Source organism: Streptomyces sp. NPDC045998 (assembly GCF_056430285.1).
Window position 1 is genome coordinate 311,419 of the sequence record NZ_JBWKLJ010000004.1, and the last position, 23,561, is coordinate 334,979.

Genomic DNA, 23,561 nt, shown 5'->3' on the forward strand with positions numbered 1-23,561 from the left:
GTCATCGGTCCACCTTGTCCAGTTCGGCCCATACGGTCGTGCGGTTCTCGCGCCGTTCGTGCCCATACCGGTCGGCGCGGTCGAGGGCGAGGAGGATCGCCCGTCTCTGCGTGCTGCCCAGGTGATCGGGGAGGGCGACCTCGATGCGCACGCGCCCGGGCGCGTCTTCGATGGTCGGCTCGACGCCTGCGGCGCCGATGAGCATGCCGACGATGGCGGCGGTCTTCGCCTTGTCGCTGGGCACAGCTCTCCCTGCAATCAAGGCATCACGCTTCGTGATGCTGAGTATTCAGCTTCGACCTGATGCATTAGCTTTGTCAACATCGACGTGTACGACCCCGGAGCCGCGCATATGCCCCGCGAGACCCACTACCTTCAGGTGGCCGACCAGCTGCGCGACCGGATCAAGTCCGGCGAGTGGGCCGTCGGCGCCAAGCTCCCCAGCCGCGCCCGCATCGCCGCCGAGTACGGCGTGGGCCAGAACGTGGCCCAACGGGCGATGGAGCGGCTCATCATCGAAGGCCTTCTGGAAGGCCGAGCCGGGTCCGGCACCTACGTCCGCCGTCCGCGCGAGCGCCTCCGGATGGTGCGGTCACGACACCGCGAGCAGCGAGGCGGTAGCCCGTTCCGCGCCGACATGAAGGAACAAGGCAGGGCGGGTACGTGGGAGTCACACAGCACCGCGCGCGTTCCGGCACCCGAGCACATCGCCGAGCGGCTCGCCATCGCCCCGGGTGACCTCACCGTGCACACCCACTACGAGTTCCTCGCCGACGGCCAGCCCGTGCAGCTCTCCGAGTCCTGGGAACCGATGGCCATCACCGATGGAACCCCCATCGTGCTGCCCGAGATGGGCCCGCACGCGGGTGCCGGGGTCGTGGAACGGATGAGGTCGATCGGCGTCATCATCGACGTGGCCGTCGAAGTACCGCGCCCGGCGCGGGCCACACAGGAGCAGGCCAACCTGCTGGGCATCTCCGTCGGCGATCTGATCACCCAGATCGAACGCACCTACTACGACGCTGAGGGTCGCCCGGTCGAAACCGCGGACATCATCGTGGCCGATGTGCGATGGGAGATCGCGTACGAGATCGGCATTCAGCACGACTGACCGGGGCCGGCAATGAGGTTGGATGGGCGGGAGCTGGACGGCATCCGGTACGCGATCCGCCTCGCCGAGGCGTGAGAGGAGACGGACGGTGGCTGAAGACCTGTCCGCGGTGGCACGCTTCCTGTACGAAGCGGGGACGCTCAAGCACACACGGCGCACCGGCTGGTGGATGGCGGGCGTGCGGGACCCGGAGAGTGTCGCGGAGCACGCCTGGCGTACCTCCCTCATCGCCTCGGTCATCGCCAAGCTGGAAGGCGCCGATCCGGCGCGCGCCGCTCTGCTCGCGGTGTGGCACGACTCGCAGGAGACGCGCACGGGGGACGTCAACTACCTCGGCAGGAAGTACGCGCCGCAAGCCGATCCGCAGGCGGTCACTGCCGACCAGGTGGCCGGCATGCCGGAGGTGCTCGCCTCGGCGGTACGGGAGTGGGTCGCGGAGTACGAGGCCAAGGAAAGCCCCGAGGCGGTGTGCGCCCGCGATGCCGACAAGCTGGAGTGCATGCTGCAGGGCCTGGAGTACAAGGAGCAGGGGTACGGCAACGCGCAGCGCTGGGTCGACAACAGTCGCGACCGGCTGGTCACCGACACGGCCAAGCGCCTGGCGGAGGAACTGCTGAGCCAGAACGGACTGGACTGGTTGCGGGCCGCACTCGGTGAGAAGCGGGACGGTTGATCCCCAGCGCGTGCCCAAGTTCGATGGGACGTTTCTGGGGCGGAAACCCGCCTTCGAGCCGTCCTGCCGGAGCTCGGGACCGCACGGGGGCCTGGCACTGGGGCATACGCCGACGCCGTTAGGTCCTACCGAGTTGTGGCCAACCGATCGGCACGACCGTGCACATGGCACCGACGACCCCTGAGAGAGGCCTGCAATGCCGCAGCGAGCGCGCAGCTTCGAGGAGCTTCTGAAGGCCGCCCGGCATTCGGCCGTGCACCTCGAGATGAGGGACATCTACGCAGTCGCCGATGAGGCTCAGGACTTCGAGAACTGGCGTCGCACCGGGCGCCGAGACGTCGATCCAAACTCGCAGTACTGGGCCCCCTGGGCGCGCCTCATCGAACAGGCCGTCAGCCGCGGCGTCGTTGTCCGCCGGGCCCGCATCGTCTCCGAGCCGGTCACTGAGTACATCCGCTACGAGCACGCCGGGACGACCGTGAACATCCGTGCCGGTGAGAAGGTCCGATGGCTTTCCCGCCGCCGGGCGTCCGACATCGCCCTCCCCGGCAACGACTTCTGGCTGATCGACGGGCGAGCTGTGCGCTGGAACCACTTCACCGGTGACGGCGCATCAGCCGGGCCGGAGGAGACAGACGATCCGGCTTGTGCGGAACTATGCGCTTCGGCATTCGAGGCGGTGTGGGAGCGGGCCATCCCGCATGAGCAGTACGAGATCCACTGATCACCGGGCAGGACGGCTCATGCCCATCGTGCCGTCCTCGTCGGCACAGGCGGCACGCGGAGTATTCGCGCGTCGCCTGGGTGACCTGCGTAAAGAGGCAGTCCCGGACGCCACGGGGCCTAGGAGGTGTCTCGGTTAATCGATCTCGTGGCCGGTCGCGGCGAGCTCACGTATGTGAGGTGCGACCAGACCTTTGGCGCGCATGGGAAGATCCCGCCGTGTCTCTCAGACTGAATGACCTCGACGGCGAGCACTCGCTGACACTCGCCGCAGGCGACCTTGCCGCCGATGCTGCAGTAGTTGACGCCGGTCACGAGCCGAATGGGTACTTCTGGGAAGGTCTTGTGCAGTTCGCCTGGCCGGATCTCGCTGAGTGCCTCGACTTCGACAGCGAGGGCGGCATGTTCTGTGCACTTGGGAGCTTGAGTGACCTCACGCAGCTCAAAGCTGCCCTCGAGCCCGTGATCTCGAATTCCAGCGCAGTTCGCGAGATCGTTGCCCGTGCCGAGGCGGCGGGCTTCGAGTTCGACGACTAATGCTGTGACCAGCGGGGCTGCCGGGTTCAGGCGGCACGCTGGAACGGTCTGCCGCTCCAGCGGATGTGTTTTGGTCCCCGGCCACAGCGCTAGGGAGCCGCGCGGCGGATGTAGCGCGACAGCGCCTGAGGCAGTCCGGCGACGACGGTGAGCGCCGCGCGGCCGTGCCGCCGGAGCTGGGAGGGGCCCAGAAGCGGGGCCCGCATCACCCACAGGGCGAAGACGACGTGGCCCGCGGCGGGGAAGAGCAGGAGCGGCGGGAAGAAGAGCAGAAACCACAGGGGGAGCATCAGGAGCCCCACAAGCGGTCCTCGGAAGGCTATGCCGGTGCGGGTGTTGGCCAGCCCGTAGACGAAACTGATGAGGAGGGAGGGGGCTCCGATCACGAGGGCGAGGGACGGCCAGCCCTGGAGGATGCCCGGCTCCCCCGGCAGCGAGGCGTCCGTGGCCCACAAGGTGAGCGCGAAGACGAGGGCGTAGCGGACCACCAGGTCGACAAGTCGCAGCCCGATGACTCCCAGGTTCCGCCACGGTGTGCTTTCGTCCACGGTCCGCCCCCTGATGGCATGCCTCGTTGGGCCACACGCCAGTGCGGAGGCCGTCGGCACCATCCTGCCAGCCGTGTTGAACGTGTTCAATTACAAGGGTGCACGGGTGCGGCCGTCCGCGTACCTTCCGGGACCGAGGTCAGTGGAGTACGCACCGTGCAGTACCGGTAGAGCCAGGCCGCGGCCCGGCGTCCGGCATGGTCTTCGTTGACCGGCTCTTTCTCCCCGTCCAGTGCGGGGCCTTGGCGAAGGCGGCGAAGCAGATCCCCATCTGGGAGGGCGACTCATCGGGTGGCCCACCGAGCCGCCGACGAGCCATCCGGCGAAGCGCCGGATGGCTCACGAGGTACCGCGACTGAGGTGTGCGGGCAGGCGGAGAGCCTCATACCTCCCGTGTCCGCCGCAGCAGCCAGACCAGGTACGGCGCCCCCACCAGCGCGGTGACGATGCCGACCGGGATTTCCGTCGGGGCCAGCAGCCAGCGGCCGAGGGCGTCCGAGGAGACCACCAGGACGGAGCCGAGCACCGCCGCCATCGGCACCATGCGGGCCGTGCCGCTGCCGACGACGCGGCGGGCGAGGTGCGGGGCGACCAGGCCGACGAAGCCGACCGCGCCGACCGCCGCCGCCGTGCCCGCCGCGAGGACCGCGCCCGCGCCGAGGACGAGGAGCCGGGCGCGGCCCAGCTCCAGGCCGAGGGCGCGCGGCAGTTCGTCGCCGAGCGACAGCAGGTTCACCGGCCGGGCGGCGGCCACGAGCAGGACCGCGACCAGCGCGGGCACCGCGAGCCAGGCCAGCGCCGAGAAGTCACGGGCGTACGTGCTGCCCGCGAGCCAGCCGAGCGCCGTGGAGATGTTCATCTGCGCCCCGACGACCATGATGTTGACCAGGGCCATCGAGGTGGCGGCGGCGCCCAGGCCGACCAGCACCACCCGGGTCGGGTCGAGCCCGCCCCGGCCGCCCTTGGCGCTGCCCCGCGCCACCAGCAGCACCACCGCGAGCATCAGGACGCCGCCGACCGCGGCCGCCGCCGGCAGCGCCACCAGCGGCGCCGACGGGACGACGAGGATGACGGCGACCGCGCCCAGCGAGGCCCCGCCGGTCACGCCGACGAGCCCCGGTTCGGCCAGCGGGTTGCGGACGACGGCCTGGACGGCGGCACCCGCGACGGCCAGGCAGGCCCCGGCGAGCGCGGCGACCAGGATGCGCGGCAGCCGGTAGGCCACCACGGACTCGGTGATCTGGTCGGCGGTGGAGAACAGCGCGGTGACGAGCCCGCCCCAGCTGATCTGTACGTCGCCGACGCGCAGCGACACCGCCATCGCCAGCGCCAGGGCGGCCAGCCCGGCGCCGAGGACGACGGCGTACGCCGGAGCGCGCCGCTGGTCGGAGACCGCGACGGCCGCGCCCGTATCGGCGTCACCGGTGCTGACCCGGCGCGCGAGCAGCATGAAGACCGGGCCGCCGATCAGGGCCGTGACCACGCCGACCGGGATCTCGGCGGGCTGCGTCGCGGACGGCCTCACGATCAGCTGCGCCGCCGCGTCCGCGCCGAGCACCAGCGCCGCCGCCAGCAGCGCCGCCATCGGCATCATCGCGGCGTGCGCGCGGATGCCCAACTGCCGTACGACGACGGGCGCGATGAGCCCGACGAAGCCGATGGGCCCGGCGAGCGTGACCGCGGCGGCGGACAGCAGCACCGCGACGAGGAAGGCGGCCGGGCGGATGCGCTCCACGCGTACGCCCATGGCCTGGGCGGTCTCGTCGCCGAGCGACAGCAGGTCCAGCGGCCGGGCCAGCAGCGGGGCGATCAGCGCGCCGGCGAGGACGACCGCGCCGAGGACGAGCGGCCGCTCCAGACCGGACTGCATCAGGGTGCCGTTGCCCCAGAAGAACAGCCCGCGGGTGGCGTTGACGTCGAGCATCTGGAGGAACTCGGCCCCGGCGGTGGCGGCCAGCCCGACCGTCGCGCCGGCGAGCAGCACCTTGCCGGGCGTCATGACGCCGCCGCTGCTGAGCGCGTACACGACGGCGATGGCGACGAGCCCGCCGAGGAACGCCGCCGCACCGGCGGGCAGCGGGCCGAGGCTGACGCCGAAGAAGGCGACGACGACGACGGCGAGGTACGCGCCCGCGTTGACGCCGAGGGTGTCGGGCGCGGCGAGCGGGTTGCGGGTGGCGCCCTGGATGAGCACGCCGGAGACGCCGAGCGCGAGACCGACGACGAGCCCGGTCAGGGTGCGCGGCATGCGGCTGCCCATCAGGACGTCGTGGGTGCGCGCGTCGCCGTGGCCGAGGAGCAGGTCCACGATGTCGCCGATGCCCACGCCGGACACCCCGAGGCCGAGGTGGACCACGGCGACCAGGCACAGCAGCAGCGACAGGGCGCCGCCCACGAGCAGGGCCCGTGGGCGGCGGCCGTCGACCGGACGGCGCGGACGGCGCGGACGGGCGGGTGCGACCGCCGTCAGTCCTTCCCGAGCCATCAGACCTTCAGGGCCTTGCCGGTCTCGTCGAGGATGTGCATCGCCGACAGCGGGCCACCGAAGAGCCAGGTGCCCGGGTCGAGCGGCAGCGCCTTGTCGTTCTTGACGAACGGCAGACCCTTCCAGACGGCGTTGTCCTTGAAGGCGCCGGTGAAGGGGTTGTCCTTTTCGGCGGCGACGTAGAGGAAGGTGGCGTCCTTCTCGACCTGCGTCAGGCCCTCGACGCCGACGGTGGTCATGCCCCACGCGTCCGGCTGGCCCTTCCAGCCGTTCTTCATCCCGGCCAGGCCCAGCACCTGCGGCGCGATGGCGTCGTCCGTCAGCATGCGGACCGAGGCGGTGCCGTTGGCGGTGAAGCCCTGCGCGAGCGCGTACTTCATGCCGCCCTTGCCGGCCTTGTCGAGACGCGCCTTGAGGTCCGCGGCCTTGGTGTCGATCTGCTTCGTGACCTCGGCGGCCTTGTCCTCCTTGCCGACCGCCTTCGCCAGCTCGCCGAAGTTCTTCTTCATCGTCTCGAGCTGCGGCTTGGTGGTGTACGTGAACGACAGCACCGGCGCGATGTCCTGGAGCTGCTTGAGGTTGGCCTTCGACCGGTCGTTGTCGATCACGATGAGGTCGGGCTGGAGGGCGCGGATCTTCTCCAGGCTGGGCTCGTTGCGGTTGCCGACGTCGGTGACCTTGTCGGGCAGGGCCGCGCCCTTGGCGGTGATCCAGGTGCCGTAGCCCTGGTTGTCGGCGTTGCCGGCCGGGGTGACGCCGAGGGCGACGAGCTCCTCGGTGTACGTCCACTCCAGCGCCACGACCTTGGTGGCGGGCTTGTCGAGGGTGACCTTGCCCTGCGCGGTGTCGACGGTGATCTTGCCGGTGGCGGCCTTGTCGGCGCCGCCCGTCTTCTTGTCACCGGCGGTGTCCCCGACCGTGCCGCCGCCGCAGCCGGTGGCGGTGAGTATGAGGGCCGCGGCGGTACCGCCGGTCGCGAGGGCGCGCAGCATTCTCTGCATGGTCGAACTCTCCTTGTGCCTTGGGTAAGGGATGACGCGGGCGGTTGGGGACGCGGGTGATCGGGGACGCGGGCGGTCGGGGACCCGCGCGGTCGGGGACCCGCGCGGTCAGGGGCCCGCGCGCGGTTCAGGAAGCGGCGGACTCCCCCAGGGACGCCTCGGACCGTTGCGGGAAGCAGGCGAGGTAGCCGGTCTCCGGGTCGCGTACGACGTTGACGCGCAGGCCGAAGGCGCGCTCGATGACGTCCGGGGTCAGTACGTCCTCGGCCGCGCCCGCCGCCGCGATCCCGCCGTCCGCGACCACCACGACGTCGTCGGCGTACGCCGCCGCCTGCATCAAGTCGTGCAGCACGACCCCGCAGGCGATGCCGTGCTCGCGGGCGAGGCGCCGCACCACATCGAGCACCTCGAACTGGTGGCGCATGTCGAGGTACGTCGTCGGCTCGTCCAGCAGCAGCACCCCGGCCCGCTGGGCCAGCACCATCGCCAGCCAGGCGCGCTGGCGTTCGCCGCCGGACAGTTCGTCGAGCCGGCGCTCGACGAGCGGCGCGGCGTCCGTGACCTCCAGGGCCCAGTCGATGGCCTCGGTGTCCTCGGCGGTGTGCCGGGCGAGGGCGCCCCGGTGGGCGTACCGGCCGTGCCGGACGAGCTCACGGACCGTCACCCCGGCGGGGGCCTGCGAGGTCTGCGGCAGGAAGGCGAGGCGCTGGGACAGGGTGCGGCGCGCGAACGAGTCGAGCGGCGCGTCGTCGACGCGTATCTCGCCGGCGAGCGGCGGCAGCAGACCGGCGACGGTCCGCAACAGGGTCGATTTTCCGCAACCGTTGGGCCCGACGAGCACGGTGATCGCACCGGCCCGCAGCGAGAGGTCGACCTGCTTCAGGACCGGACGGCCGCCACCATGCCCGACCTCAAGGTTTTTCGCCACCAGGCGGACCTCGCCCATGGACTCCACGTCCCTTCCCCTCGGCCGGACCAACGGCGCCACCATACAACTTAGGTAAGGCACACCTTAGGGATGTCACATGAATCCGGCCGCTTGTGACCATGTCGAAATCTCCCGCACCCCCGCGCGCCCCCTCCTCGCCCGACACCACGCTTGCCCCACAGGGAACTTGGGTATACGTCACCGACGGATCAAGCCTCCCTCACTCGGGCGGCTGCCGCCGGGACGGCCGGGATTGTAGGGTCGGCCGCATGACGAAGCCTGATGACCTGCTCGTGGACGTCGCGGCCACGGTGGAGTCCCAGCGGTCCAATCAGATGTCGCTGACCGTCGTCGTGAACGGCGCCGTGATCACGGGGCGGCTCGCCCCCGAGGCCGTGTGGCGCGAGCGCGTGGCCGAGGTCCTGCGGGACTCGGCGCGGCTGAGCGCGTTCGCCGGCGTCTTCAGCGGCACGGACGGCGCGGACCGCGCGGACGGCACCGACCGTGCGGACGGCACCGACCGTGCGGACGGCTCCCGCGGTACGGCCCCCTCGCACCTGCACTTCCACGTCGCCCGGATCCTCCAGGGCACGGTCGGCATCCCGGAGACGGGCGGGATGTACCGGGTGGCCATCGAGGACGTCAGCGCATGGACGGTGGGCGACTTCAGCTACACCGACGGCTAGGCGCACCCGGAGGGCGCTGCCCGGCTCCGTGTGGCGGCGTCCGGCGCGCCGGGGCAGGCTGGACGGGAGAGCGGCCGTCACGAAGCGGGTGCCCCGCACCCGCGTGGTCGCTCGCCCACGGCCAACCACCCGCGCAGAGGGCAGCACGCATGATTCGGTCAGCAGACATCCGCGAGTGGCGCAACCACGACGTCGTCGACCCCAAGGGCCACAAGATCGGCGTGCTGGAGGCGGTCTACGTGGACACCGGCACCGACGAACCCGCCATGGCCACCGTACGCACCGGCCTGCCCACCCGGCAGCGCCTGGTGTTCGTGCCCCTCGACGAGGCCATCGCCGGACCGGACTACCTCAAGGTGCCGTACGCCAAGGGCGAGGTCCGCAAGGCCCCGTCCATCGACATGGACGGCGTCCTCCCGGCCGACGGCGAGGAAGCGATCTTCCAGCACTACGGCCTGCCCTACCGGGCGGGCGCCAACGGCGAACGCAGACTCGCCCGCCGCTGACCGGCCGCCACCGGCCGGCCGGTCGCTCACCGCCGGTCACTCCACCGGGAGGCCGCCGGTCACTCCACCGGAGGAGGTGCTCCACCCATGGCGCTGTTCCTGTTCCTGATCCTGGTCGCCATCATCCTGGGCCTCATCGGCGTCGTCGTCGAGGGCCTGATGTACCTGCTGATCATCGGCATCGTCGTGCTCGTCATCGACGTGATCTTCTTCGCCGTCCGCTGGTCCCGCCGGGGCCGTACGCGCCCCATCAGGTAGGGCTTCGTAAGGCTCGGGGTGATGTCCGCGCCTCACCGCCACCGCTTCCACCTCGACCAGGAGGGCCACTCCATCACGGTCCTGCTCGGGCGGGCCGCGCACGACGTCGAGGTCCTGGTCGACGGCAAGGTGGTGGCCGTACGGCACGAGCACGGCCGCCGGGGCGTGCGCGAACTGGCCGCCGAGCTCCCCGGCGAGCTGCCCGGGGACCCGCCGCGGCCCTTCACCGTGCTCGTGGAGGACGTGGACGGCACGCCCCTGTGCGTCATGGTGCGCGGCGGCATCCGCTACCTGATGCCGCGCGTGCCCCTGCTGCCCGAGCCGCCGCCGTACGGCGCGCCCGGCGCCACCCACCCGCTGCGGCGGGCGCGCGGCCGGGCGCGCCGCTGGGTGCGGCGGCTCCTGCGGCCGGTGCGGCGCTGGGTCCGTCGCGCGCTACGGCGCCGCCTCGGGCGCTAGGGCGACAGGCTCTAGGAGCACCGCGCGCTCACGCCCCGGCGGCCTCGATGGCCTCGGCGTCCGCGACGTCGTCGGCGCCCGTCGGGACCACCAGCACCGGGCAGCTCGCCGTGTGCAGGACCTCGGCGCTGACCGAGCCGAGCAGCAGCCGGCGCAGCCCGGTGCGGCCGCGGGTGCCGACGACGAGCAGCGACGCGTCGCGCGCCGCCTCGACGAGGAGGCCGGCGGGGCGGGTGTGGTCGATGCGCACGTCGACCTGCACCCCCGGGTGCCGGTCGCGGCGCAGCTCGATCTCCTTCTGGAGGAAGGCCTCGGCGCCGTCGTCCATGACCGAGAAGTCCGGCGGCACCATGCCGACCGGCCCCGTCGGCACCATGCCGGGGTGGTACGCGCCGTGCACCAGCTCCAGCCGGGCGCCGCGCAGCTCCGCCTCCTCGTACGCCAGGTCCAGCGCGGCCAGGGACACCTCGTCCGTGGCCACGCCGACCACGACCCGGTTCTCCCGGGGACCCCCGAGGCCCCCGGACTCCCGGCTCAGCCCCGCGTCCGCCGCGTCCCCCGCCTCTCCCGGTCGTACGACGATGACCGGGCACTCGGAGTGCGTGGCGACCTGCCAGCTGACCGACCCCAGGGGCAGCCGCGGGAAGCCGCCGCTGCCCCGGTGGCCGATGACGATCATCGCGGCGGTGGCGGAGCGCTCGACCAGCGCGGCCGCGGCGTTGCCCGTGGGCACCTCACCGGCCACGGTGAGCTGGGGGAACTCGGCCCGTACGATCCGCTCGTACCGCTGGACGAGATCCTCCCCCGCCCGGTCGGCGGGACTCTCCGGCTCTTCCGCCCGCACGGCGTGGGCGATGTGCAGGGCGGTGCCGTGCAGCACCGCCTGCCCCGCCGCGAAGCGCACCAGGTCTTCCTGGCCGTGCCAGTCCTCCACACCGACGATGACCGGTCGACGGTCGCGGTGAGGTACGGCGTAGCTCATGTCTGCTCCGTTCTCGATGAGGACGAGACGGAACGCGTACCCGCTAAGTGCGGCGCGTAAGGCCGGGCCTGCGGGGCGAGCTCAGGCCGGCGCGCAGCCGGTCGTACCGCTCGACGTCGGTCCAGAGGTCGAGCGAGTTCGGGCGCGAGACGTACCAGGCCCAGAGGCCGACGCCGACGGCGGCCATCAGGGGGACGAGCAGCCAGACCAGTGCCTCCATGAACGGACTCCCTTCTCACGCGGACTGCACTTGACAAGGGCTCGCTCAATTTTTATATCCCGGAAGTGGGCAACACGGAACTCGGGACGGGACGGGACGGGACGGGACGGGACGGGACGGGACGGGACGGGACGGGACGGGACGGGACGGGACGGGAGGTGAAGGGCGGTGGCGACACCCCCGCGGCGCGACCCCGGCGACCCCTACGCGGTCCTCGGCGTCCCGGCGACGGCCTCGGACGCGCAGGTCACCGCCGCCTTCCGCGCGCTCGTCCGCGCCCTGCACCCCGACGCGACCCCCGGTACGCCGGGCGCCCGGGAGGAGCTGGACCGGGTGGTGGCGGCGTACGCCCTGCTGCATGACCCGGAGCGGCGCGCGGCGTACGACGCCGCTCACGCGCGACCGGCCGCCCGGCCCCGGCCGGCGCCCCGGCCCGTACCCCGGCCGGACCCGTTCGAGCCGCCGCTGCGGGCGGGCCCGGTGCGGGTGGAGCCGCTCCGGGGCCGGGACCTACGCCGGAGAGGCCGGTGACGCCGGGACCTACGCCGGTGAGGCCGGTGAGGCCGGTGAGGTGCCCGCCGTGCCTCCCGTCGTACGCAGCGAGGCGAGCGCCTTGTCGAGCCGGGCCCGCCGGCTCTCCGGGGTGGCGGCCTGGAGCAGCGGGAGGATGAGCTGGTACCGGCCGGTCCGGTCCAGCGCCTCGAAGGCGCGCCGGGCGCCGGGGTCCGCGTCGAGCGCGGCCGTGAGGTCCGGCGGCACGGTGGCCGTGCGCTGGGACGCGTACGCCGCCTCCCACCGCCCGTCCGCCTGGGCCTTGCGCACCTCCGCGAGGCCCGGTTCGCGCATCCGCCCGGCGGCGGTCAGCGCCTCGACCTTCTCGACGTTCACGCGCGACCACAGGCTCCGGGGGCGGCGGGGCACGTACTTCTGGAGGTAGTACCGCGCGTCGAGGGACCGCCGCTGACCGGAGATCCAGCCGTAGCAGAGGCCGATGTCGACCAGCTCGTCGGAGGTGACCGACGGAACGCCGGAGCTCTTCTTGGCCACCTTGATCCACACGCCTTCGTGCCGGGTGTGGTGCGCGGCCAGCCAGCGCTCGAACGCCTCGCCGTCCGCGCAGGTGATGATCTCGACCCCGTCGATGTCGTCCATGCCTCAGCCTATCCCCGGCCACCGACAGGCCGGGTGACGGCCCGTCAGCGCGGGTTCCGGTCCAGGTCCAGGTCCGCGAGCGCGCTCTCCACCGCCCGGTGGAAGGTCGGGTACGCGAACATCATGTGGCGCAGCCGTGCCACCTCCACCTCCGCCTGCACCGCGACCGCCAGGCCGTACAGCACCTCGCCGCCCGCCGGGCCCGCCGAGGTCGCGCCGACCAGGACGCCCCGGTCGGCGTCGGCCACGACCTTGATCAGCCCCTCGTTGCCGGCGCGGTGGATCCAGCCGCGCGTCGACGAGGGCACCTGCGCCGTTCCCGTACGCACCCGCAGGCCGCGCTCGCGCGCCGCCTGCTCCGTCAGCCCCACCGAGCCGACCTCGGGGTCGGTGAACGTCACGCGCGGCACGGCGCGGTAGTCCGCCTCCGGACCCAGCTCGCCGAGGATGTCGCGTACGGCGATCTCGGCCTGGTACATCGCCACGTGCGTGAAGGCACCGCGCCCGGTGACGTCGCCGACGCCCCACACACCGTCGGCACCGACCGCCCGCATCCGCCCGTCGACCTCCAGCGCGCGGGCCCCCTCCGGGTCCAGCCCGACGGTCTCCAGGCCGAGGCCGCTCAGCACGGCCCGCCGCCCGGTCGCCACCAGCAGCCGCCGTGCCGTGAGGGCCGCTCCGTCGCCGTCGAGCGTGAGGTGGAAGCCGTCCCCGTCATGGCGTACGCCCGTGGCGCGCGCCCCGGTGCGTACGGTGAGCCCCTGCTCCCGCAGCACCCCCGCGACGAGCTCGCCCGCCTCCGGCTCCTCCGCCGGAAGCAGCCGGTCCGCCGCCTCCACCACCGTCACGGCCGTGCCGAAGCGGGCGAACGCCTGCGCCAGCTCCACGCCGACGGCGCCGCCGCCGAGCACCAGCAGCGAGTCCGGGGCCTCCTTCGCGGAGACGGCGTCGCGGTTCGTCCAGTACGGGACCGCGTCCAGGCCGGGCACCGGCGGCGCCTGCGGGCGGCTGCCGGTCGCCAGCACGACCCCGCGCCGCACGGCGTACGTCTTGCCGCCGGCCTCGACCCGCCCCGGCGCGGTGAGCCGGGCCCGCCCGCGGACGAAACGGCCGCCCTTGCCGGTGAAGCGGTCCACGGCCACGCGGTCGTCCCAGTCGTCGGTCGCCTCGTCCCGGATGCGCGCCGCCACCTGCCCGAAGTCGGGGGTCGCCGTGGCCGTACCGGCCGTGCCGGGGACGCGGCCCGCCTCGGCGAGGAGGTTCCCGGCGCGGATCATCATCTTGCTGGGGATGCACGCCCAGTACGGGCACTCCCCGCCGACGAGCTCCGCCTCCACGCCGACGACGTCGAGCCCCGCCTCGGCCAGCCGCCCGGCGACGTGCTCGCCGCCCACGCCCATCCCGATCACCATGACGTCCGTGTCCCGTGCCATCCGGCCACTCCCTGGTCAGTCCGGTCAGTTCAGTTCCGCGAAGGTCTCCACCGCCTGCGTACGGCCCGTGACGACGATGACGTCGCCGCGCTCCATGACCGTCTCGGCGGTGGCGTACGTGAAGTCCTGCCCCGGCCGCTTGATGCCGACGACCGTGACGCCGTACCGGCTGCGCACCTGGCTCTCGCCGAGCGGGATGCCGGTGGCGCTGGCGGGGGCCACGGTCTTGGCGAGCGCGTAGTCGTCGTCGAACTGGATGAAGTCGAGCATCCGGCCCGTCACCAGGTGGGCGACGCGTTCGCCCATCTCGTGCTCCGGCAGCACCACGTGGTGGGCGCCGAGCCGTTCGAGGATCCTGCCGTGCTGGCGGCTGATGGCCTTGGCCCACAGGTTGGGCACCTCGATGTCCAGGAGGTTGGAGGCCACCAGGATGCTCGCCTCGACGTCGGTGCCGATGGCGACGACCACGCTCGGGAACTCGTCCACGCCGAGCTGGCGCAGCACCTCGGGGTCGGTGCAGTCGGCGACGGCGGCGTGGGTGAGGGTGTCGCTGTGCTGCTGGACGAGGTGCGGGTCGGTGTCGATGCCGAGGACGTCCCAGCCGCGCCGCGTCAGCTCGTGTGCGAGCGAGCTGCCGAAGCGGCCGAGGCCGATCACGGCCACGCGCTGGTCGCGCGGGGCGGACTTGGACGGGGCGGACTTGGGCGGGGCGGACTTGGGCGGCGCGGGCCGTTCACGGCGACGGCGCCACCGGTGCGGGAAGGACCGGTGTTCAGCCAATGACGGGTCGCTCCTCCGGTAGCTGGTAGCGGCGGGTGCGCTCGCGCAGGGCGAGGGCCGAGACGAGCGTGATGGGCCCGAGCCGCCCGACGAACATGAGCATGATCAAGATGAGCCGGCCCGGGGTGGAGAAGTCCGCCGTGATGCCCGTGGTCAGTCCGACGGTCGCGAACGCCGACACCGCCTCGAAGAGCACCGCCTCCAGCGGCGCCGGGTGCAGCGTCTCCAGGGCCAGCGTCGCGGCGACGACCAGCCCCACGCCCAGCAGCGCCACGGTCAGCGCCTGGCGCAGCGTGTGCGGCGCCAGGCGGCGGCCCATGGCCTCGGAGTGCGGCTCGCCGCGCACCTCGGCGAGCATCGCCACGCCCAGCACCGCGAAGGTGGTCACCTTGATGCCGCCGGCGGTGCCCGCGCTGCCCCCGCCGATGAACATCAGCATGCAGCTCAACAGCAGGGTGGAGCCCTCCAGGCCGCCGATGTCGAGGGCGTTGAAGCCCGCCGTGCGGAGCATCGCGGAGTGGAAGAAGCCGTTCAGTACGCGCCCGGCCCCGTCGAACGGGCCCAGCGTGGCGGGGTTGTCCCACTCCAGCAGACAGGTCAGCACCGTACCGACGACCAGCAGCAGGGCCGTGGTGACCAGCGTCAGTTTGGTGTGCAGCGACCAGCGCCGCCGCCCCGTCGTACGCCGTCGGCGACGGTGGCGCACCACCTCCAGCAGCACCGGGAAGCCGAGGCCGCCGAGGATGACGGCGGCCGCGATCGGCAGCGTCACCCACGGGTCGCGGGCGTACGGCGTGAGGTTGTCGGCGTGCAGCCCGAACCCGGCGTTGTTGAACGCCGACACCGCGTGGAAGAACCCGAGGTACACCGCGTCGCCGACGCCCCGCTCGTACGCCAGCCGCAGCCGCAGGGCCAGGACGCCCCCGATCGCCAGCTCCACGGCGAGCGTGGAGACCGCCACGCCGAGCAGCACGCGGCGTACGTCGCCGATGCCGAGGCTCTTCGTCTCGGCCGCCGCCGTCAGCTGCATCCGCAGGCGCAGCCGGCCCGAGACGAGCAGGGCGAGCAGCGACGCCAGCGTCATGATGCCGAAGCCGCCGACCTGGATGAGGGCCAGGATGACGCCCTCGCCGAAGCCGCTCCAGTACGTGCCGGTGTCGACGACCACGAGCCCGGTCACGCACACGGCGGAGGTGGCGGTGAACAGCGCGGTGACGGCGTCCGCGGCGTGGCCGTCCTGGGTGGCGGGCGGCAGGGCCAGCAGCGCCGTACCGGCCAGGACGGCGACGGCGAAGGACACGACGACCGTACGGGCGGGGTGCCTGGTGAACGTGCGCCGCCGGTCCACGGGAGTCGTCGCCAGTCGCCGTCGGTCGCGGTCAGTACAGGATGGAGGGGAGGTAGGCGCCGTTCGGTTCGTTGTAGAGGCCGATGGTCATCAGACTCATGAGCTGCCGGACCCTCAGCCCGCGGCCCAGGCACCACTGGAGCAGCGCGCTGTTGCGCGCGGGGACGAGGATGCCGGGGCCGCCGAACTCCTCGGCCGCGCCGATGAGGGCGCGGACGTCCTCGGTCGTCTCGCCGACGGCGTGGGCGAAGAAGGCCAGGTCGGTGGCGTAGCCGGTGATGCGGTCCTCGTGCTCGACCACGCGGGCGGTGCCGAGGGCGATGGCGTCGGCGAGTTCGCCGCCGCGGTCGACGCCGTGGACCCGGCGGCACAGGTCGTCGCAGGCGGGTCGGTCCTCCTCGCGCGCGGGCCGCACCAGGTAGCCGGGCACGGTGCCGCCGATCGGCGGGCCCTGCAGGCAGGCCACCGTCTCGCGGAACTGGAAGCCGAGGCCGGCGTAGAGCGCGAACGAGCGGGAGTGGTAGCCGCTCTGGAGCAGCCGGATGCCGGGGGCACGGCGCTCGGTGGCCCGGTCCATGACGTCGCGCATCAGGCGGCGGCCGACGCCGCCGTTCTGGACGTCGGAGTCGACGGTGACCGGGCCGACGCCGACGATCGGGGAGCGCTCGTCGAGGAAGTTGCTGCCCACGACGCGGCCGTCGAGCTCGGCGACGACGCTGTAGAAACCGGGGTGGTTCAGCAGCATCTCCATGGTGCCGACGCCGACCTCGGTGGTGGGGAAGTCGGGCAGGAAGGCGTGCTCGCGGGCGATGCCGGCGAACGCCTCGTAGCAGATCCGGCCGCATGCGGCGGCGTCGTCGGGCCTTCCGGGACGCAGTACGAGATCCACGGCTGGTCTCCTCGGGGCGGGCGCTCTCCGGCGGGGGCGGGCGGTCGATGTCTCCCCCCATCAAACGTCGGGGCCGCCGACCCCACAATCGGGCGTCACCCGGCCGCGACGGCCATCAGCGCTCCCCACAGGATGGTGACGACGGCCAGCACGAGTATCACCGTCCGCCAGACGGCGGGGAGTGACGGTCCGGAAAGCCGGAACGACGGCTTGGGAAGCCTGCGCGCGTACGTACGCGCGTACGTACTCAGGAGCGCACGGGCGACGGGCGCGCCGCCACCCTCCCGCATCTCGATACCGCTCACACCCCGGGGAACGACCTCCGGCGACGCGAAGTACGCACATCCCCACCACCGCAACCAAATCGTCATGATCATCACAGGTGGTGAAGTTTCACCCCAAGGTCGCGTGCGTCGGCCGCCACGGCCTCCGGAAGTCCGGCGAAGGCGGGCAGCTGCTCGATGTGGTGCACGCCGGGCGCGGGCACCCCGCCGGTGAGCAGCCCGCGCGCCACCTGCGCGGCGACCAGCCCGGTGACGCCGCTCTGTTCCCGCCCGGTGAGTGCATACGCCACGCGTCGCCCGCGCCCGCGCGCGTCGACCCGTACCGCGAAGCCCTGCCCGCCGCCCAGCCGTACGCGGTGCAGGGCGGCGGCCAGCGCGCCCAGCGCCCCCGGGCGTCGCGCCACCGCCCGTACCGCCCCCGTACGGCGCAGGGCGAACAGCGCGGCGGTCAGCGGCCGCGAGTCCAGGCACAGGCGGGTGGTGACCGACGGGACGCCGAGGGTGCGGACCAGCGTGAACTGGTCCGAGAACGGGAAGGGGTGCGCGGTCCTGGCGGCCCCGTACCCGGGCAGCGTGACGCGCGCGGGGCGCGCCCCCGGGACGGCGGGCTCGGCGAGCCCCGCGAGGGTCCAGCGCAGGGCGTCGACACCGTGGTGCTCGCCGGCGCCGAAGAGGAGGGTCAGGTCGAGGCGTTCGGCCCCGCCGACGGCCTCGTGCGCGCGGCGGGCCAGCAGGTTCGTCAGCCCGGGCGCGACCCCCACACTGAGCACGCCGGTGGCGCCCGCCTCCCGCGCCGGGGCGTCCAGCGCGGCGACCGCGTCGAGCAGGCGGCGGCTCGCGCCGACGTCGACGACGTGGACGCCGCGCTCCAGGCAGGCCCGGGCGATACCGGCGTCCGGCGGCTCGACGCAGAACACCACCACGCCGATGTCGCCGAGCGGCTCCAGCACCTCCCGCACGAACACCCCGGGCGGCGCGGTCACATCGACCCGTACGCCGCCGAGCCGCCGGGCACGGGCCGCGTCCCGCCCGGCGGGCACCACGCGCCCGGGAAACCACCGCGCGAGCGCGGACGTCACGGCGGCGCCGACGGCGCCGTACCCCCCGATGACGAGCACCCTCGGGAGCGCGCCGCCGCTACCGCTCCTCACGGGACGCCTCCTCCAGCAGGCGCAGCGCCCGGATCACGCCGGGCCGCTGCGCCTTGGGCACCCGGTCGAGCAGCCGGCCCAGCCGCTCGGCGCGCCGCCGCGCCACGTCGGCGGCGACCCGTACGCCGTCCTCGGTCAGGCCGACGAGCTGCGCCCGTCCGTCCCCGGGGTCCGGCACCCGGTCGGCCCACCCCCGCGCCACGAGCTGGTCCACGAGCCGGCTGGTGGTGGACTTGGTCAGGCTCAGCCGCTCCCCCAGCACGCGCTGCGGGACCCGCCCTTGGCGCAGCACGGTGAGCGCGTACGCCTCGGCGGTCGACATGGGCGCACCGCACGGCGTGCGAGCGGGGTCGAGCAGGCCGAAGGCCCGTACGAAGTCGACGAGGGCATCGGAGAACGCTTCCGCGGAAGCGCCGTCGGAGGAGCCGGACATGGTTGCAACTTAGGACTATCCAGTCCCACTCTGCAACTACTTCGCCGGTTCCCGCACCATCGGACGCGCGCGCCTTCCTGACCGCCGCCGGACTGGTCCTGCCGGCCTCCGCCCCGCACCTGTGGCGCGGGACGCTCGGCCGGTCCGTACCGCCCTTCATCGCCCTGCTCGGCACCCTGCTGTGAGCGCCGCGCCGGGTATACAGTGCGACGATCACGCGACATCACCACCTGGGGGGCCTGCCATGGCGCTGTTCGGAAACGCCCACACCATCGACCCGGCGACGGCGCAGCAGGACTACGCCCGCCTCCTCGGCAACGGCGAGCAGGTCCACGCCGCGTACCTGCTGATCCGCGACACGATCCTCTTCACGGACCGGCGCCTGATCCTCGTCGACAAGCAGGGCATCACGGGCAAGAAGGTGGAGTACCACTCGATCCCGTACCGCAGCATCACCCACTTCGCGGTCGAGACCGCCGGCACCTTCGACCTCGACGCGGAGCTCAAGCTCTGGCTCTCGGGCAGCCAGACGCCGATCCAGAAGACCTTCACCAAGGGCGTCGACATCTACGAGGTGCAGGCCATCCTGACGCAGTTCGTGGCCCGCTAGCCGCGGCGCGGCGCAGGTGCACCCCCGGCGGCCCGCCTCTGGGAGAGCCCCAGCCTGCGCCGCTCCCGGTCGATCTCGGTGACGACCACCGTGACCTCGTCGCCCACTTGGACGGCCTCGGCCGGGTCCTCCACCGACGGCCCGGCCAGCTCACGCACGTGGACCAAACCTTCGACGCCGTCGGCGAGTTCGACGAAGGCGCCGAACGGCACGAGTTGGGTCACCCGTCCCCGCAGCTCCCGGTCCACCGGGACGCGGTCGGCGAACGCCTGGAAGGGGTCCGGCCGCATCGCCCGCAACGACAGCCGGGCCTCCAGGTTCCACGTGTCGAACTGCAGGAACTCACAGGACACCCGCTGCCCGACCCGGACGACGTCCGAAGGCGCGTCGAACCTCTGCCAGGACAGCTCGGGAACCGAGATGAAGCCGACGCCCGGAAAGACCGGGTGCGCGGGTCCGTCGTCCAGGGCCACGAACACGCCGAACCGTTCGATCGCCGCGACCGTGCCGGACAGCACCTGGCCAGGTCGCAGGGAGGCGAGGAACTCCCGGATTTCCGGATGTTCGGGCCGTCCACCCAAGCATCCCTCCGCCCCTCCGTCCGCGCCGACGACGCCCCCGCGGTCGTGGGGCAGGGCGCGGCCCAGGAGGGGGAGCAGGCGGTCCCAGTGGCGCCGCAGTGCGGAGGCGTCGAAGGCGTCGGTGTCGGGCATGGTGAAGCCGTGCACCGTGCCGGGGTAGACCTCGGTGGTGTACGCGACACCGGCGCCCTCCAGGGCCCGGTCGAGCTCGCCGATGGCCTCGGGTGACATGTCGCCCTCGGCGAGGCCGAGGTGGACCTGGGCCGTGAGCCCGGAGACCAGGCGGTGCGGGCTGTCGGGGGCGTCGGTCACCAGGAAGCCCGGGTGGAACCCGGCGACGGCGGCCACCCGGTCGGGGCGGGCGGCGGCGGTCCGCATCGCCAGGGCGGCGCCGATGCAGTACCCGATCACGCCGACGGGTCCGGTGGCGACTTCGGGCCGAGCCGCGAGGAACCCGAGGTAGGCGTCGGCGTCGCGCAGGACGCGTGCGGTGGTGTGCCGCTCCACCAAGGGCATCAGCCGCCCGATGATCTCGGGCCGGACCTCTTCCCCGATGTGCGCGGGCAGTTCGGTCACCGGTGCCGGGCCGTGCCGGTAGTAGAGGTTCGGGACGAGCACGTAGTAGCCGTGCCCCGCGAGCTCGCGGGCGCGGTCCTCCAGCACGGGGCGCAGGCCGAAGGCGTCCGAGTACAGCAGCACCCCCGGGTGCCGCCCGCCACCCTCGGGGAAGGCGGCGAACGCGTCGGCTTGGCCGTCCGCGGTGGGAACCAGCAGTGTCGTGGTGGGCAAGAGCTCTCCTGTCGTGGTTGACCTGTGGAATGTGGAAACCAGTGATCAACACGACGAGGGCGGAGCCCGGGCGGCGCTCAGGAGAGCACCGGGTCACCGATCCGTGAGTGGCGCGAGGCCGTCCCGGTATTCATGACGGCAGACCCTAGCCTGCCGACGGACCGCACGGAAGGTGCGGCCGTCGCCGCGGGCGCCTTGTGGGCACACGGCGGGCGACGGGGGGCCGGGCGTCCGGTCGACGCCGTACGGCCTTGGAGGAAGGACGATCCCCGGGAGGTTCCCGAGGGCGGCCCTGGTACGAGCCCTACTGGCCCTGGTACGAGGCCAACTGGCTCTGGCTCCGGCCCTGTGCCTGGACCTGGGCCTGGACCCGGCTCTGGTGCGAGGCCAACTCGCCTTGCTACGGGCCCTACTTCTGCTTCGACACCTCGCGAGCCTGCTGGGCGATCCCCTCCAGCACGAGCTTCGGGTCGGCGTTCGGCGCGACGGCCTTGCCGATGTTCCGCTTGATGATGTTGCTGACCTGCAGCCAGGACGGCTCGTTGACCGGGTAGAGCCGGGCACCGCGCAGCGCGGCCAGGAACTGCTCGCCGCTGGCGTCCGCCGCCGCGTCCTTGTTGGTCTGCGTCGCGGTCACCGTCGAGGGCAGCAGGTGGTAACGCCCGGCGAACTCGTTGAGGTTCTTGTCCTGGTAGACGAACTCCAGGAAGTCGCCCGCCAGTTCGCGGTTGTCCTCGTGCTTGAAGGCCATCATCCAGTCGGCGACGCCCACCGACGGCGGGACCCGCCCCTCGCCCAGCGTGTCCGACACCGGCATGCTCAGGGTGCCGACCTTGATGCCCTTCGCCTTCGCCTCGTGGAGGAGCGAGGGGTAGCCGTTCAGCATGCCGACCTCGCCGCGCAGGAAGGCCGCGAAGGCCTCCTGCCGGTTGAGCTCGGCCGGCGGGACCGGGCCGGTCAGGCCGGGCGTCACCAGGTTGTCCTTGATCCAGCGGAACGTCTGCGTGTTCTCCTCGGACGCGATGCTGTAGCCGCCGCCGTCGTCGGCGTACCCGCCGCCGTTGCTCAGCTCCCAGATCATCGCTTCGGCGTGCGCTTCCTCGGGCCCGAGCGGCAGCGCGTACGGGTAGGACACGCCCTCGTCCTTCAGCGCCTCGGCCGCCTCCTTCAGGTCCGACCACTTCTTCGGCGGCTCCGCCCCGGCCTTCTCGAACAGCTCCTCGTTGTAGAAGAGCAGCCGGCTGCTGGCCACGAAGGGCAGGCCGTAGAGGGTGTTGTGGAACGAGCCCGCCTCCGCGAGCGGCGGCAGGAAGTTCGACTCCGCCCTGACCGACAGCAGCTCACTGGCGGCGTAGAGCCGGCCCTCCGCGGCGAAGTCGGAGTACGCGCCCATCAGCGCCACGTCCGGGGCGTTGCCCTCCTTCACCATGCGGGTGACCTCGCGGTCGACGTCGGCCCACGGGTAGAGCGTCACCTCGACCTTCTTGCCGGGGTGGGCGGCGGTGAAGGCGGCGGCCAGTTTGTCCCAGTACGCCTTGGAGCTGGTCGCCGGGCTGGTGCCGTACTCGGCGGCCACCAGGCGCAGCGTCGTCTTGTCGCCGCCGCTCCCGGACGAGCCGCAGCCGGTGACGAGGGAGCCCAGCAGTCCGAGTGCGGCCACGGAGGCGGACGCGCCGAAGAATCTTGGTCGCACGAATATTTCCTCTTGCTTTTTGGACGGTGCGGCCGGAATTCTCCCCCGGCTCCGGACGTATTGCGCCCCCTACTCGGCGGTTGTGGCCATTGCTCCAACTGCGGCTGTTGCGGCTGGTGTTTTCCGATATGCCGACGCCGAAGACGACGCGCGTAGACCCTTCCGCGGTGTCCAATGCGGCGCCCGTACGGAGCATTGACGAAGGCTTCGGCAGGCACCGTTTTAGGGTCGCGTTCATGACGAGGACTACGCCGCCGCGCCCGCTCGACGTCGAGGCGCTCTTCCCGGAGCTGGCCGCCTTCCGGGGAACCACGACGCGACTCCATCCGCGCCGGGGCGTGCCGGAGGTGTCGGCCAGCTCCGTGGGCGGCCCCATGCTGTGGCCGGCGGACGAGCCGTGGCCGGTGTGCGGCGAGGCCCACGGGCGCGCCCAGGGGCGCCGGCCGGCGGACGTCCACCGCTACCGCGAGGTCCTGTCCGCCGCGTGGGCCCGCGAGCAGGACCCCGGCCCCACGGACGAGGAGCGGAAGCTGCTGGAGGAGCTGCACCGGGAGCACAGGCTCCCCGGGGAGCGCGGGACCGGCCCGCTGCCGATGATCGGCCTCGCGCAGCTGTACCGGCGGGACGTCCCGGACCTGCCGGAGGGGCCGGGCGACTGCGACCTGCTCCAGGTGTTCTGGTGCCCGTTCAGCGCGCACGGCCCGGGCCGCTACGAGCTGGAGCTGCAGCTGCGCTGGCGGCGGTCGTGGGAGGTCGGCGAGGTGCTGACCACGCCGCCGCAGCCGCCGGTCGTCGGCTCCGACGGCTTCGTCCCCGAGCCCTGCGTGCTACACCCGGAGCAGGTGGCCACGTACCCCTTCGCGGGCCTCCTGCCCGAGGAGCTGTGCGCCCGCATCGACGCCTGGGAGGAGGCCCTCGAGGCGGCGGCCTTCGAAACGGAGACCGAGCCGTCGGCCTGCGGCTGCCCGGCGCACCCCATCGGCTACCAGTACGACCTGTCCATCCCGCCCGGCTGGCGCGTGGGCGGCTTCGCCTCCTGGCACAAGACCGACCCGTACCCCATGGACTGCACGAGCTGCGCGACACCGATGCGCCTGCTGCTGACCATCGACAGCTCGGAGTGGGACGGCGGCAGCGGCAGCTGGATGCCGCTGGAGGAGCGGGACCGGCCCACCCGCCCGTACGTCACTCCCACCGAGGTCACCGTGGGCCGCTCCGGCGAGCTCAACGTCTTCGCCTGCCCCGCCGATCCGGAGCATCCGCACCGCTGGAGCATCCAGTAAACCCGGTGGCGCGGGGGC

At 72.7% G+C, this 23,561-nt stretch carries 28 protein-coding genes and 1 pseudogene; 11 read left to right on the forward strand and 18 right to left on the reverse strand.

Annotation, left to right across the window (positions count from 1 at the left end; genetic code table 11):
* Position 1 precedes the first annotated feature (1 nt).
* Positions 2 to 244 (reverse strand): hypothetical protein, encoded by a 243-nt coding sequence (locus AC07FJ_RS14465; RefSeq protein WP_479048904.1) that lies wholly within the window; start codon positions 242 to 244, stop codon positions 2 to 4.
* 108 nt (positions 245 to 352) lie between these two features.
* Here AC07FJ_RS14465 and AC07FJ_RS14470 point away from each other — a divergent pair, with 108 nt between their 5' ends.
* The 4 genes from AC07FJ_RS14470 to AC07FJ_RS14485 all read left to right on the forward strand — a co-directional run bounded on the left by AC07FJ_RS14470 (position 353) and on the right by AC07FJ_RS14485 (position 3,044).
* On the forward strand, positions 353 to 1,111 hold the full coding sequence (locus AC07FJ_RS14470) for a GntR family transcriptional regulator (RefSeq protein WP_479048907.1): 759 nt from the start codon (positions 353 to 355) through the stop codon (positions 1,109 to 1,111).
* Between the two features lie 88 nt (positions 1,112 to 1,199).
* Positions 1,200 to 1,784, forward strand: a complete 585-nt coding sequence (locus AC07FJ_RS14475; RefSeq protein WP_479048909.1) for an HD domain-containing protein — start codon at positions 1,200 to 1,202, stop codon at positions 1,782 to 1,784.
* A gap of 196 nt (positions 1,785 to 1,980) precedes the next feature.
* Positions 1,981 to 2,508, forward strand: a complete 528-nt coding sequence (locus tag AC07FJ_RS14480) for a DUF6879 family protein (RefSeq protein ID WP_479048912.1) — start codon at positions 1,981 to 1,983, stop codon at positions 2,506 to 2,508.
* 218 nt (positions 2,509 to 2,726) lie between these two features.
* Positions 2,727 to 3,044: an Imm51 family immunity protein gene (locus tag AC07FJ_RS14485; RefSeq protein ID WP_479048914.1), complete on the forward strand. Its 318-nt coding sequence runs from the start codon at positions 2,727 to 2,729 to the stop codon at positions 3,042 to 3,044.
* An 89-nt stretch (positions 3,045 to 3,133) separates the two neighbouring features.
* On the opposite strand, the gene AC07FJ_RS14490 is transcribed toward AC07FJ_RS14485, so the two are convergent.
* From AC07FJ_RS14490 to AC07FJ_RS14505, 4 genes are all read right to left on the reverse strand, one after another.
* Positions 3,134 to 3,592, reverse strand: a complete 459-nt coding sequence (locus AC07FJ_RS14490) for a hypothetical protein (protein WP_479048916.1) — start codon at positions 3,590 to 3,592, stop codon at positions 3,134 to 3,136.
* Positions 3,593 to 3,974: 382 nt separating this feature from the next.
* Positions 3,975 to 6,077, reverse strand: a complete 2,103-nt coding sequence (locus tag AC07FJ_RS14495; RefSeq protein WP_479048919.1) for an iron ABC transporter permease — start codon at positions 6,075 to 6,077, stop codon at positions 3,975 to 3,977.
* Positions 6,077 to 7,078, reverse strand: coding sequence for an ABC transporter substrate-binding protein (locus AC07FJ_RS14500; protein WP_479048921.1), 1,002 nt, complete (start codon positions 7,076 to 7,078; stop codon positions 6,077 to 6,079). Before AC07FJ_RS14500 ends, AC07FJ_RS14495 begins: the two co-directional genes overlap by 1 nt.
* A 127-nt stretch (positions 7,079 to 7,205) precedes the next feature.
* Positions 7,206 to 8,024, reverse strand: coding sequence for an ABC transporter ATP-binding protein (locus AC07FJ_RS14505; protein ID WP_479048923.1), 819 nt, complete (start codon positions 8,022 to 8,024; stop codon positions 7,206 to 7,208).
* A gap of 251 nt (positions 8,025 to 8,275) precedes the next feature.
* On the opposite strand from AC07FJ_RS14505, the gene AC07FJ_RS14510 reads away from it, so the two are divergent.
* The 4 genes from AC07FJ_RS14510 (at position 8,276) to AC07FJ_RS14525 (ending at position 9,915) form a co-directional block, all read left to right on the forward strand.
* Positions 8,276 to 8,692, forward strand: coding sequence for a hypothetical protein (locus AC07FJ_RS14510; protein WP_479048926.1), 417 nt, complete (start codon positions 8,276 to 8,278; stop codon positions 8,690 to 8,692).
* 149 nt (positions 8,693 to 8,841) lie between these two features.
* Entirely contained in the window at positions 8,842 to 9,198 is a 357-nt protein-coding gene (locus tag AC07FJ_RS14515) for a PRC-barrel domain-containing protein (protein ID WP_361425420.1), read from the forward strand.
* A gap of 87 nt (positions 9,199 to 9,285) precedes the next feature.
* Entirely contained in the window at positions 9,286 to 9,456 is a 171-nt protein-coding gene (locus AC07FJ_RS14520) for a hypothetical protein (RefSeq protein ID WP_479048929.1), read from the forward strand.
* A 21-nt stretch (positions 9,457 to 9,477) separates the two neighbouring features.
* Entirely contained in the window at positions 9,478 to 9,915 is a 438-nt protein-coding gene (locus AC07FJ_RS14525; protein WP_479048931.1) for a hypothetical protein, read from the forward strand.
* Between the two features lie 28 nt (positions 9,916 to 9,943).
* Here the strand turns inward: AC07FJ_RS14525 and AC07FJ_RS14530 are convergent, their stop codons facing one another.
* Positions 9,944 to 10,897, reverse strand: a complete 954-nt coding sequence (locus tag AC07FJ_RS14530; RefSeq protein WP_479048934.1) for a universal stress protein — start codon at positions 10,895 to 10,897, stop codon at positions 9,944 to 9,946.
* A 43-nt stretch (positions 10,898 to 10,940) separates the two neighbouring features.
* Positions 10,941 to 11,117: a hypothetical protein gene (locus tag AC07FJ_RS14535; protein WP_361425432.1), complete on the reverse strand. Its 177-nt coding sequence runs from the start codon at positions 11,115 to 11,117 to the stop codon at positions 10,941 to 10,943.
* Between the two features lie 168 nt (positions 11,118 to 11,285).
* Here AC07FJ_RS14535 and AC07FJ_RS14540 point away from each other — a divergent pair, with 168 nt between their 5' ends.
* The gene (locus AC07FJ_RS14540) at positions 11,286 to 11,648 is read left to right on the forward strand and encodes a J domain-containing protein (protein WP_479048937.1); all 363 of its coding nucleotides are present in this window, start codon (positions 11,286 to 11,288) and stop codon (positions 11,646 to 11,648) included.
* A gap of 9 nt (positions 11,649 to 11,657) precedes the next feature.
* On the opposite strand, the gene AC07FJ_RS14545 is transcribed toward AC07FJ_RS14540, so the two are convergent.
* The 8 genes from AC07FJ_RS14545 to AC07FJ_RS14580 form a co-directional block, all read right to left on the reverse strand.
* Entirely contained in the window at positions 11,658 to 12,269 is a 612-nt protein-coding gene (locus tag AC07FJ_RS14545) for a YdeI/OmpD-associated family protein (protein WP_479048940.1), read from the reverse strand.
* Between the two features lie 44 nt (positions 12,270 to 12,313).
* Positions 12,314 to 13,702 carry a dihydrolipoyl dehydrogenase family protein gene (locus tag AC07FJ_RS14550; protein WP_479048943.1) on the reverse strand — a complete coding sequence of 463 codons (1,389 nt, stop codon included), beginning with the start codon at positions 13,700 to 13,702 and terminating at the stop codon, positions 12,314 to 12,316.
* A gap of 24 nt (positions 13,703 to 13,726) precedes the next feature.
* Positions 13,727 to 14,482 (reverse strand): potassium channel family protein, encoded by a 756-nt coding sequence (locus tag AC07FJ_RS14555; protein WP_479048945.1) that lies wholly within the window; start codon positions 14,480 to 14,482, stop codon positions 13,727 to 13,729.
* Positions 14,475 to 15,782 (reverse strand): TrkH family potassium uptake protein, encoded by a 1,308-nt coding sequence (locus AC07FJ_RS14560; protein WP_479048948.1) that lies wholly within the window; start codon positions 15,780 to 15,782, stop codon positions 14,475 to 14,477. The genes AC07FJ_RS14555 and AC07FJ_RS14560 overlap by 8 nt, the downstream gene beginning before the upstream one ends.
* Positions 15,783 to 15,861: 79 nt before the next feature.
* Positions 15,862 to 16,719, reverse strand: a complete 858-nt coding sequence (locus tag AC07FJ_RS14565; RefSeq protein WP_479048950.1) for a GNAT family N-acetyltransferase — start codon at positions 16,717 to 16,719, stop codon at positions 15,862 to 15,864.
* Between the two features lie 95 nt (positions 16,720 to 16,814).
* On the reverse strand, positions 16,815 to 17,024 hold the full coding sequence (locus AC07FJ_RS14570) for a hypothetical protein (RefSeq protein WP_479048953.1): 210 nt from the start codon (positions 17,022 to 17,024) through the stop codon (positions 16,815 to 16,817).
* A gap of 71 nt (positions 17,025 to 17,095) precedes the next feature.
* Positions 17,096 to 18,154 (reverse strand): saccharopine dehydrogenase NADP-binding domain-containing protein, encoded by a 1,059-nt coding sequence (locus AC07FJ_RS14575; RefSeq protein ID WP_479048956.1) that lies wholly within the window; start codon positions 18,152 to 18,154, stop codon positions 17,096 to 17,098.
* Positions 18,141 to 18,587 (reverse strand): MarR family winged helix-turn-helix transcriptional regulator, encoded by a 447-nt coding sequence (locus AC07FJ_RS14580; RefSeq protein WP_479048958.1) that lies wholly within the window; start codon positions 18,585 to 18,587, stop codon positions 18,141 to 18,143. Before AC07FJ_RS14580 ends, AC07FJ_RS14575 begins: the two co-directional genes overlap by 14 nt.
* Positions 18,588 to 18,831: 244 nt before the next feature.
* On the opposite strand from AC07FJ_RS14580, the gene AC07FJ_RS14585 reads away from it, so the two are divergent.
* Complete coding sequence (locus tag AC07FJ_RS14585) at positions 18,832 to 19,197, forward strand: PH domain-containing protein (RefSeq protein WP_361425465.1); 366 nt, start codon at positions 18,832 to 18,834, stop codon at positions 19,195 to 19,197.
* Here the strand turns inward: AC07FJ_RS14585 and AC07FJ_RS14590 are convergent.
* The 3 genes and pseudogenes from AC07FJ_RS14590 to AC07FJ_RS14600 all read right to left on the reverse strand — a co-directional run bounded on the left by AC07FJ_RS14590 (position 19,194) and on the right by AC07FJ_RS14600 (position 22,260).
* Positions 19,194 to 19,715, reverse strand: coding sequence for a S1 RNA-binding domain-containing protein (locus AC07FJ_RS14590; RefSeq protein WP_479049501.1), 522 nt, complete (start codon positions 19,713 to 19,715; stop codon positions 19,194 to 19,196). The genes AC07FJ_RS14585 and AC07FJ_RS14590 overlap by 4 nt on opposite strands.
* 114 nt (positions 19,716 to 19,829) lie before the next feature.
* A pseudogene (locus tag AC07FJ_RS14595) lies at positions 19,830 to 20,567 on the reverse strand (dienelactone hydrolase family protein); the annotation flags it as partial.
* A gap of 409 nt (positions 20,568 to 20,976) precedes the next feature.
* Positions 20,977 to 22,260: an extracellular solute-binding protein gene (locus AC07FJ_RS14600; protein WP_479048961.1), complete on the reverse strand. Its 1,284-nt coding sequence runs from the start codon at positions 22,258 to 22,260 to the stop codon at positions 20,977 to 20,979.
* Positions 22,261 to 22,496: 236 nt separating this feature from the next.
* Between AC07FJ_RS14600 and AC07FJ_RS14605 the strand changes: the two genes are divergently transcribed.
* Positions 22,497 to 23,543, forward strand: coding sequence for a hypothetical protein (locus AC07FJ_RS14605; RefSeq protein ID WP_479048963.1), 1,047 nt, complete (start codon positions 22,497 to 22,499; stop codon positions 23,541 to 23,543).
* Positions 23,544 to 23,561: the final 18 nt, after the last annotated feature.

Coding starts and splice junctions, on each gene's coding strand:
- AC07FJ_RS14470 (WP_479048907.1), top strand. CDS start 353: ATGCCCCGCGAGACCCACTACCTTCAGGTGGCCGACCAGCTGCGCGAC.
- AC07FJ_RS14480 (WP_479048912.1), top strand. CDS start 1,981: ATGCCGCAGCGAGCGCGCAGCTTCGAGGAGCTTCTGAAGGCCGCCCGG.
- AC07FJ_RS14495 (WP_479048919.1), bottom strand. CDS start 6,077: ATGGCTCGGGAAGGACTGACGGCGGTCGCACCCGCCCGTCCGCGCCGT.
- AC07FJ_RS14500 (WP_479048921.1), bottom strand. CDS start 7,078: ATGCAGAGAATGCTGCGCGCCCTCGCGACCGGCGGTACCGCCGCGGCC.
- AC07FJ_RS14505 (WP_479048923.1), bottom strand. CDS start 8,024: ATGGGCGAGGTCCGCCTGGTGGCGAAAAACCTTGAGGTCGGGCATGGT.
- AC07FJ_RS14510 (WP_479048926.1), top strand. CDS start 8,276: ATGACGAAGCCTGATGACCTGCTCGTGGACGTCGCGGCCACGGTGGAG.
- AC07FJ_RS14515 (WP_361425420.1), top strand. CDS start 8,842: ATGATTCGGTCAGCAGACATCCGCGAGTGGCGCAACCACGACGTCGTC.
- AC07FJ_RS14520 (WP_479048929.1), top strand. CDS start 9,286: ATGGCGCTGTTCCTGTTCCTGATCCTGGTCGCCATCATCCTGGGCCTC.
- AC07FJ_RS14525 (WP_479048931.1), top strand. CDS start 9,478: ATGTCCGCGCCTCACCGCCACCGCTTCCACCTCGACCAGGAGGGCCAC.
- AC07FJ_RS14530 (WP_479048934.1), bottom strand. CDS start 10,897: ATGAGCTACGCCGTACCTCACCGCGACCGTCGACCGGTCATCGTCGGT.
- AC07FJ_RS14535 (WP_361425432.1), bottom strand. CDS start 11,117: ATGGAGGCACTGGTCTGGCTGCTCGTCCCCCTGATGGCCGCCGTCGGC.
- AC07FJ_RS14545 (WP_479048940.1), bottom strand. CDS start 12,269: ATGGACGACATCGACGGGGTCGAGATCATCACCTGCGCGGACGGCGAG.
- AC07FJ_RS14550 (WP_479048943.1), bottom strand. CDS start 13,702: ATGGCACGGGACACGGACGTCATGGTGATCGGGATGGGCGTGGGCGGC.
- AC07FJ_RS14580 (WP_479048958.1), bottom strand. CDS start 18,587: ATGTCCGGCTCCTCCGACGGCGCTTCCGCGGAAGCGTTCTCCGATGCC.
- AC07FJ_RS14585 (WP_361425465.1), top strand. CDS start 18,832: ATGGCGCTGTTCGGAAACGCCCACACCATCGACCCGGCGACGGCGCAG.
- AC07FJ_RS14605 (WP_479048963.1), top strand. CDS start 22,497: ATGACGAGGACTACGCCGCCGCGCCCGCTCGACGTCGAGGCGCTCTTC.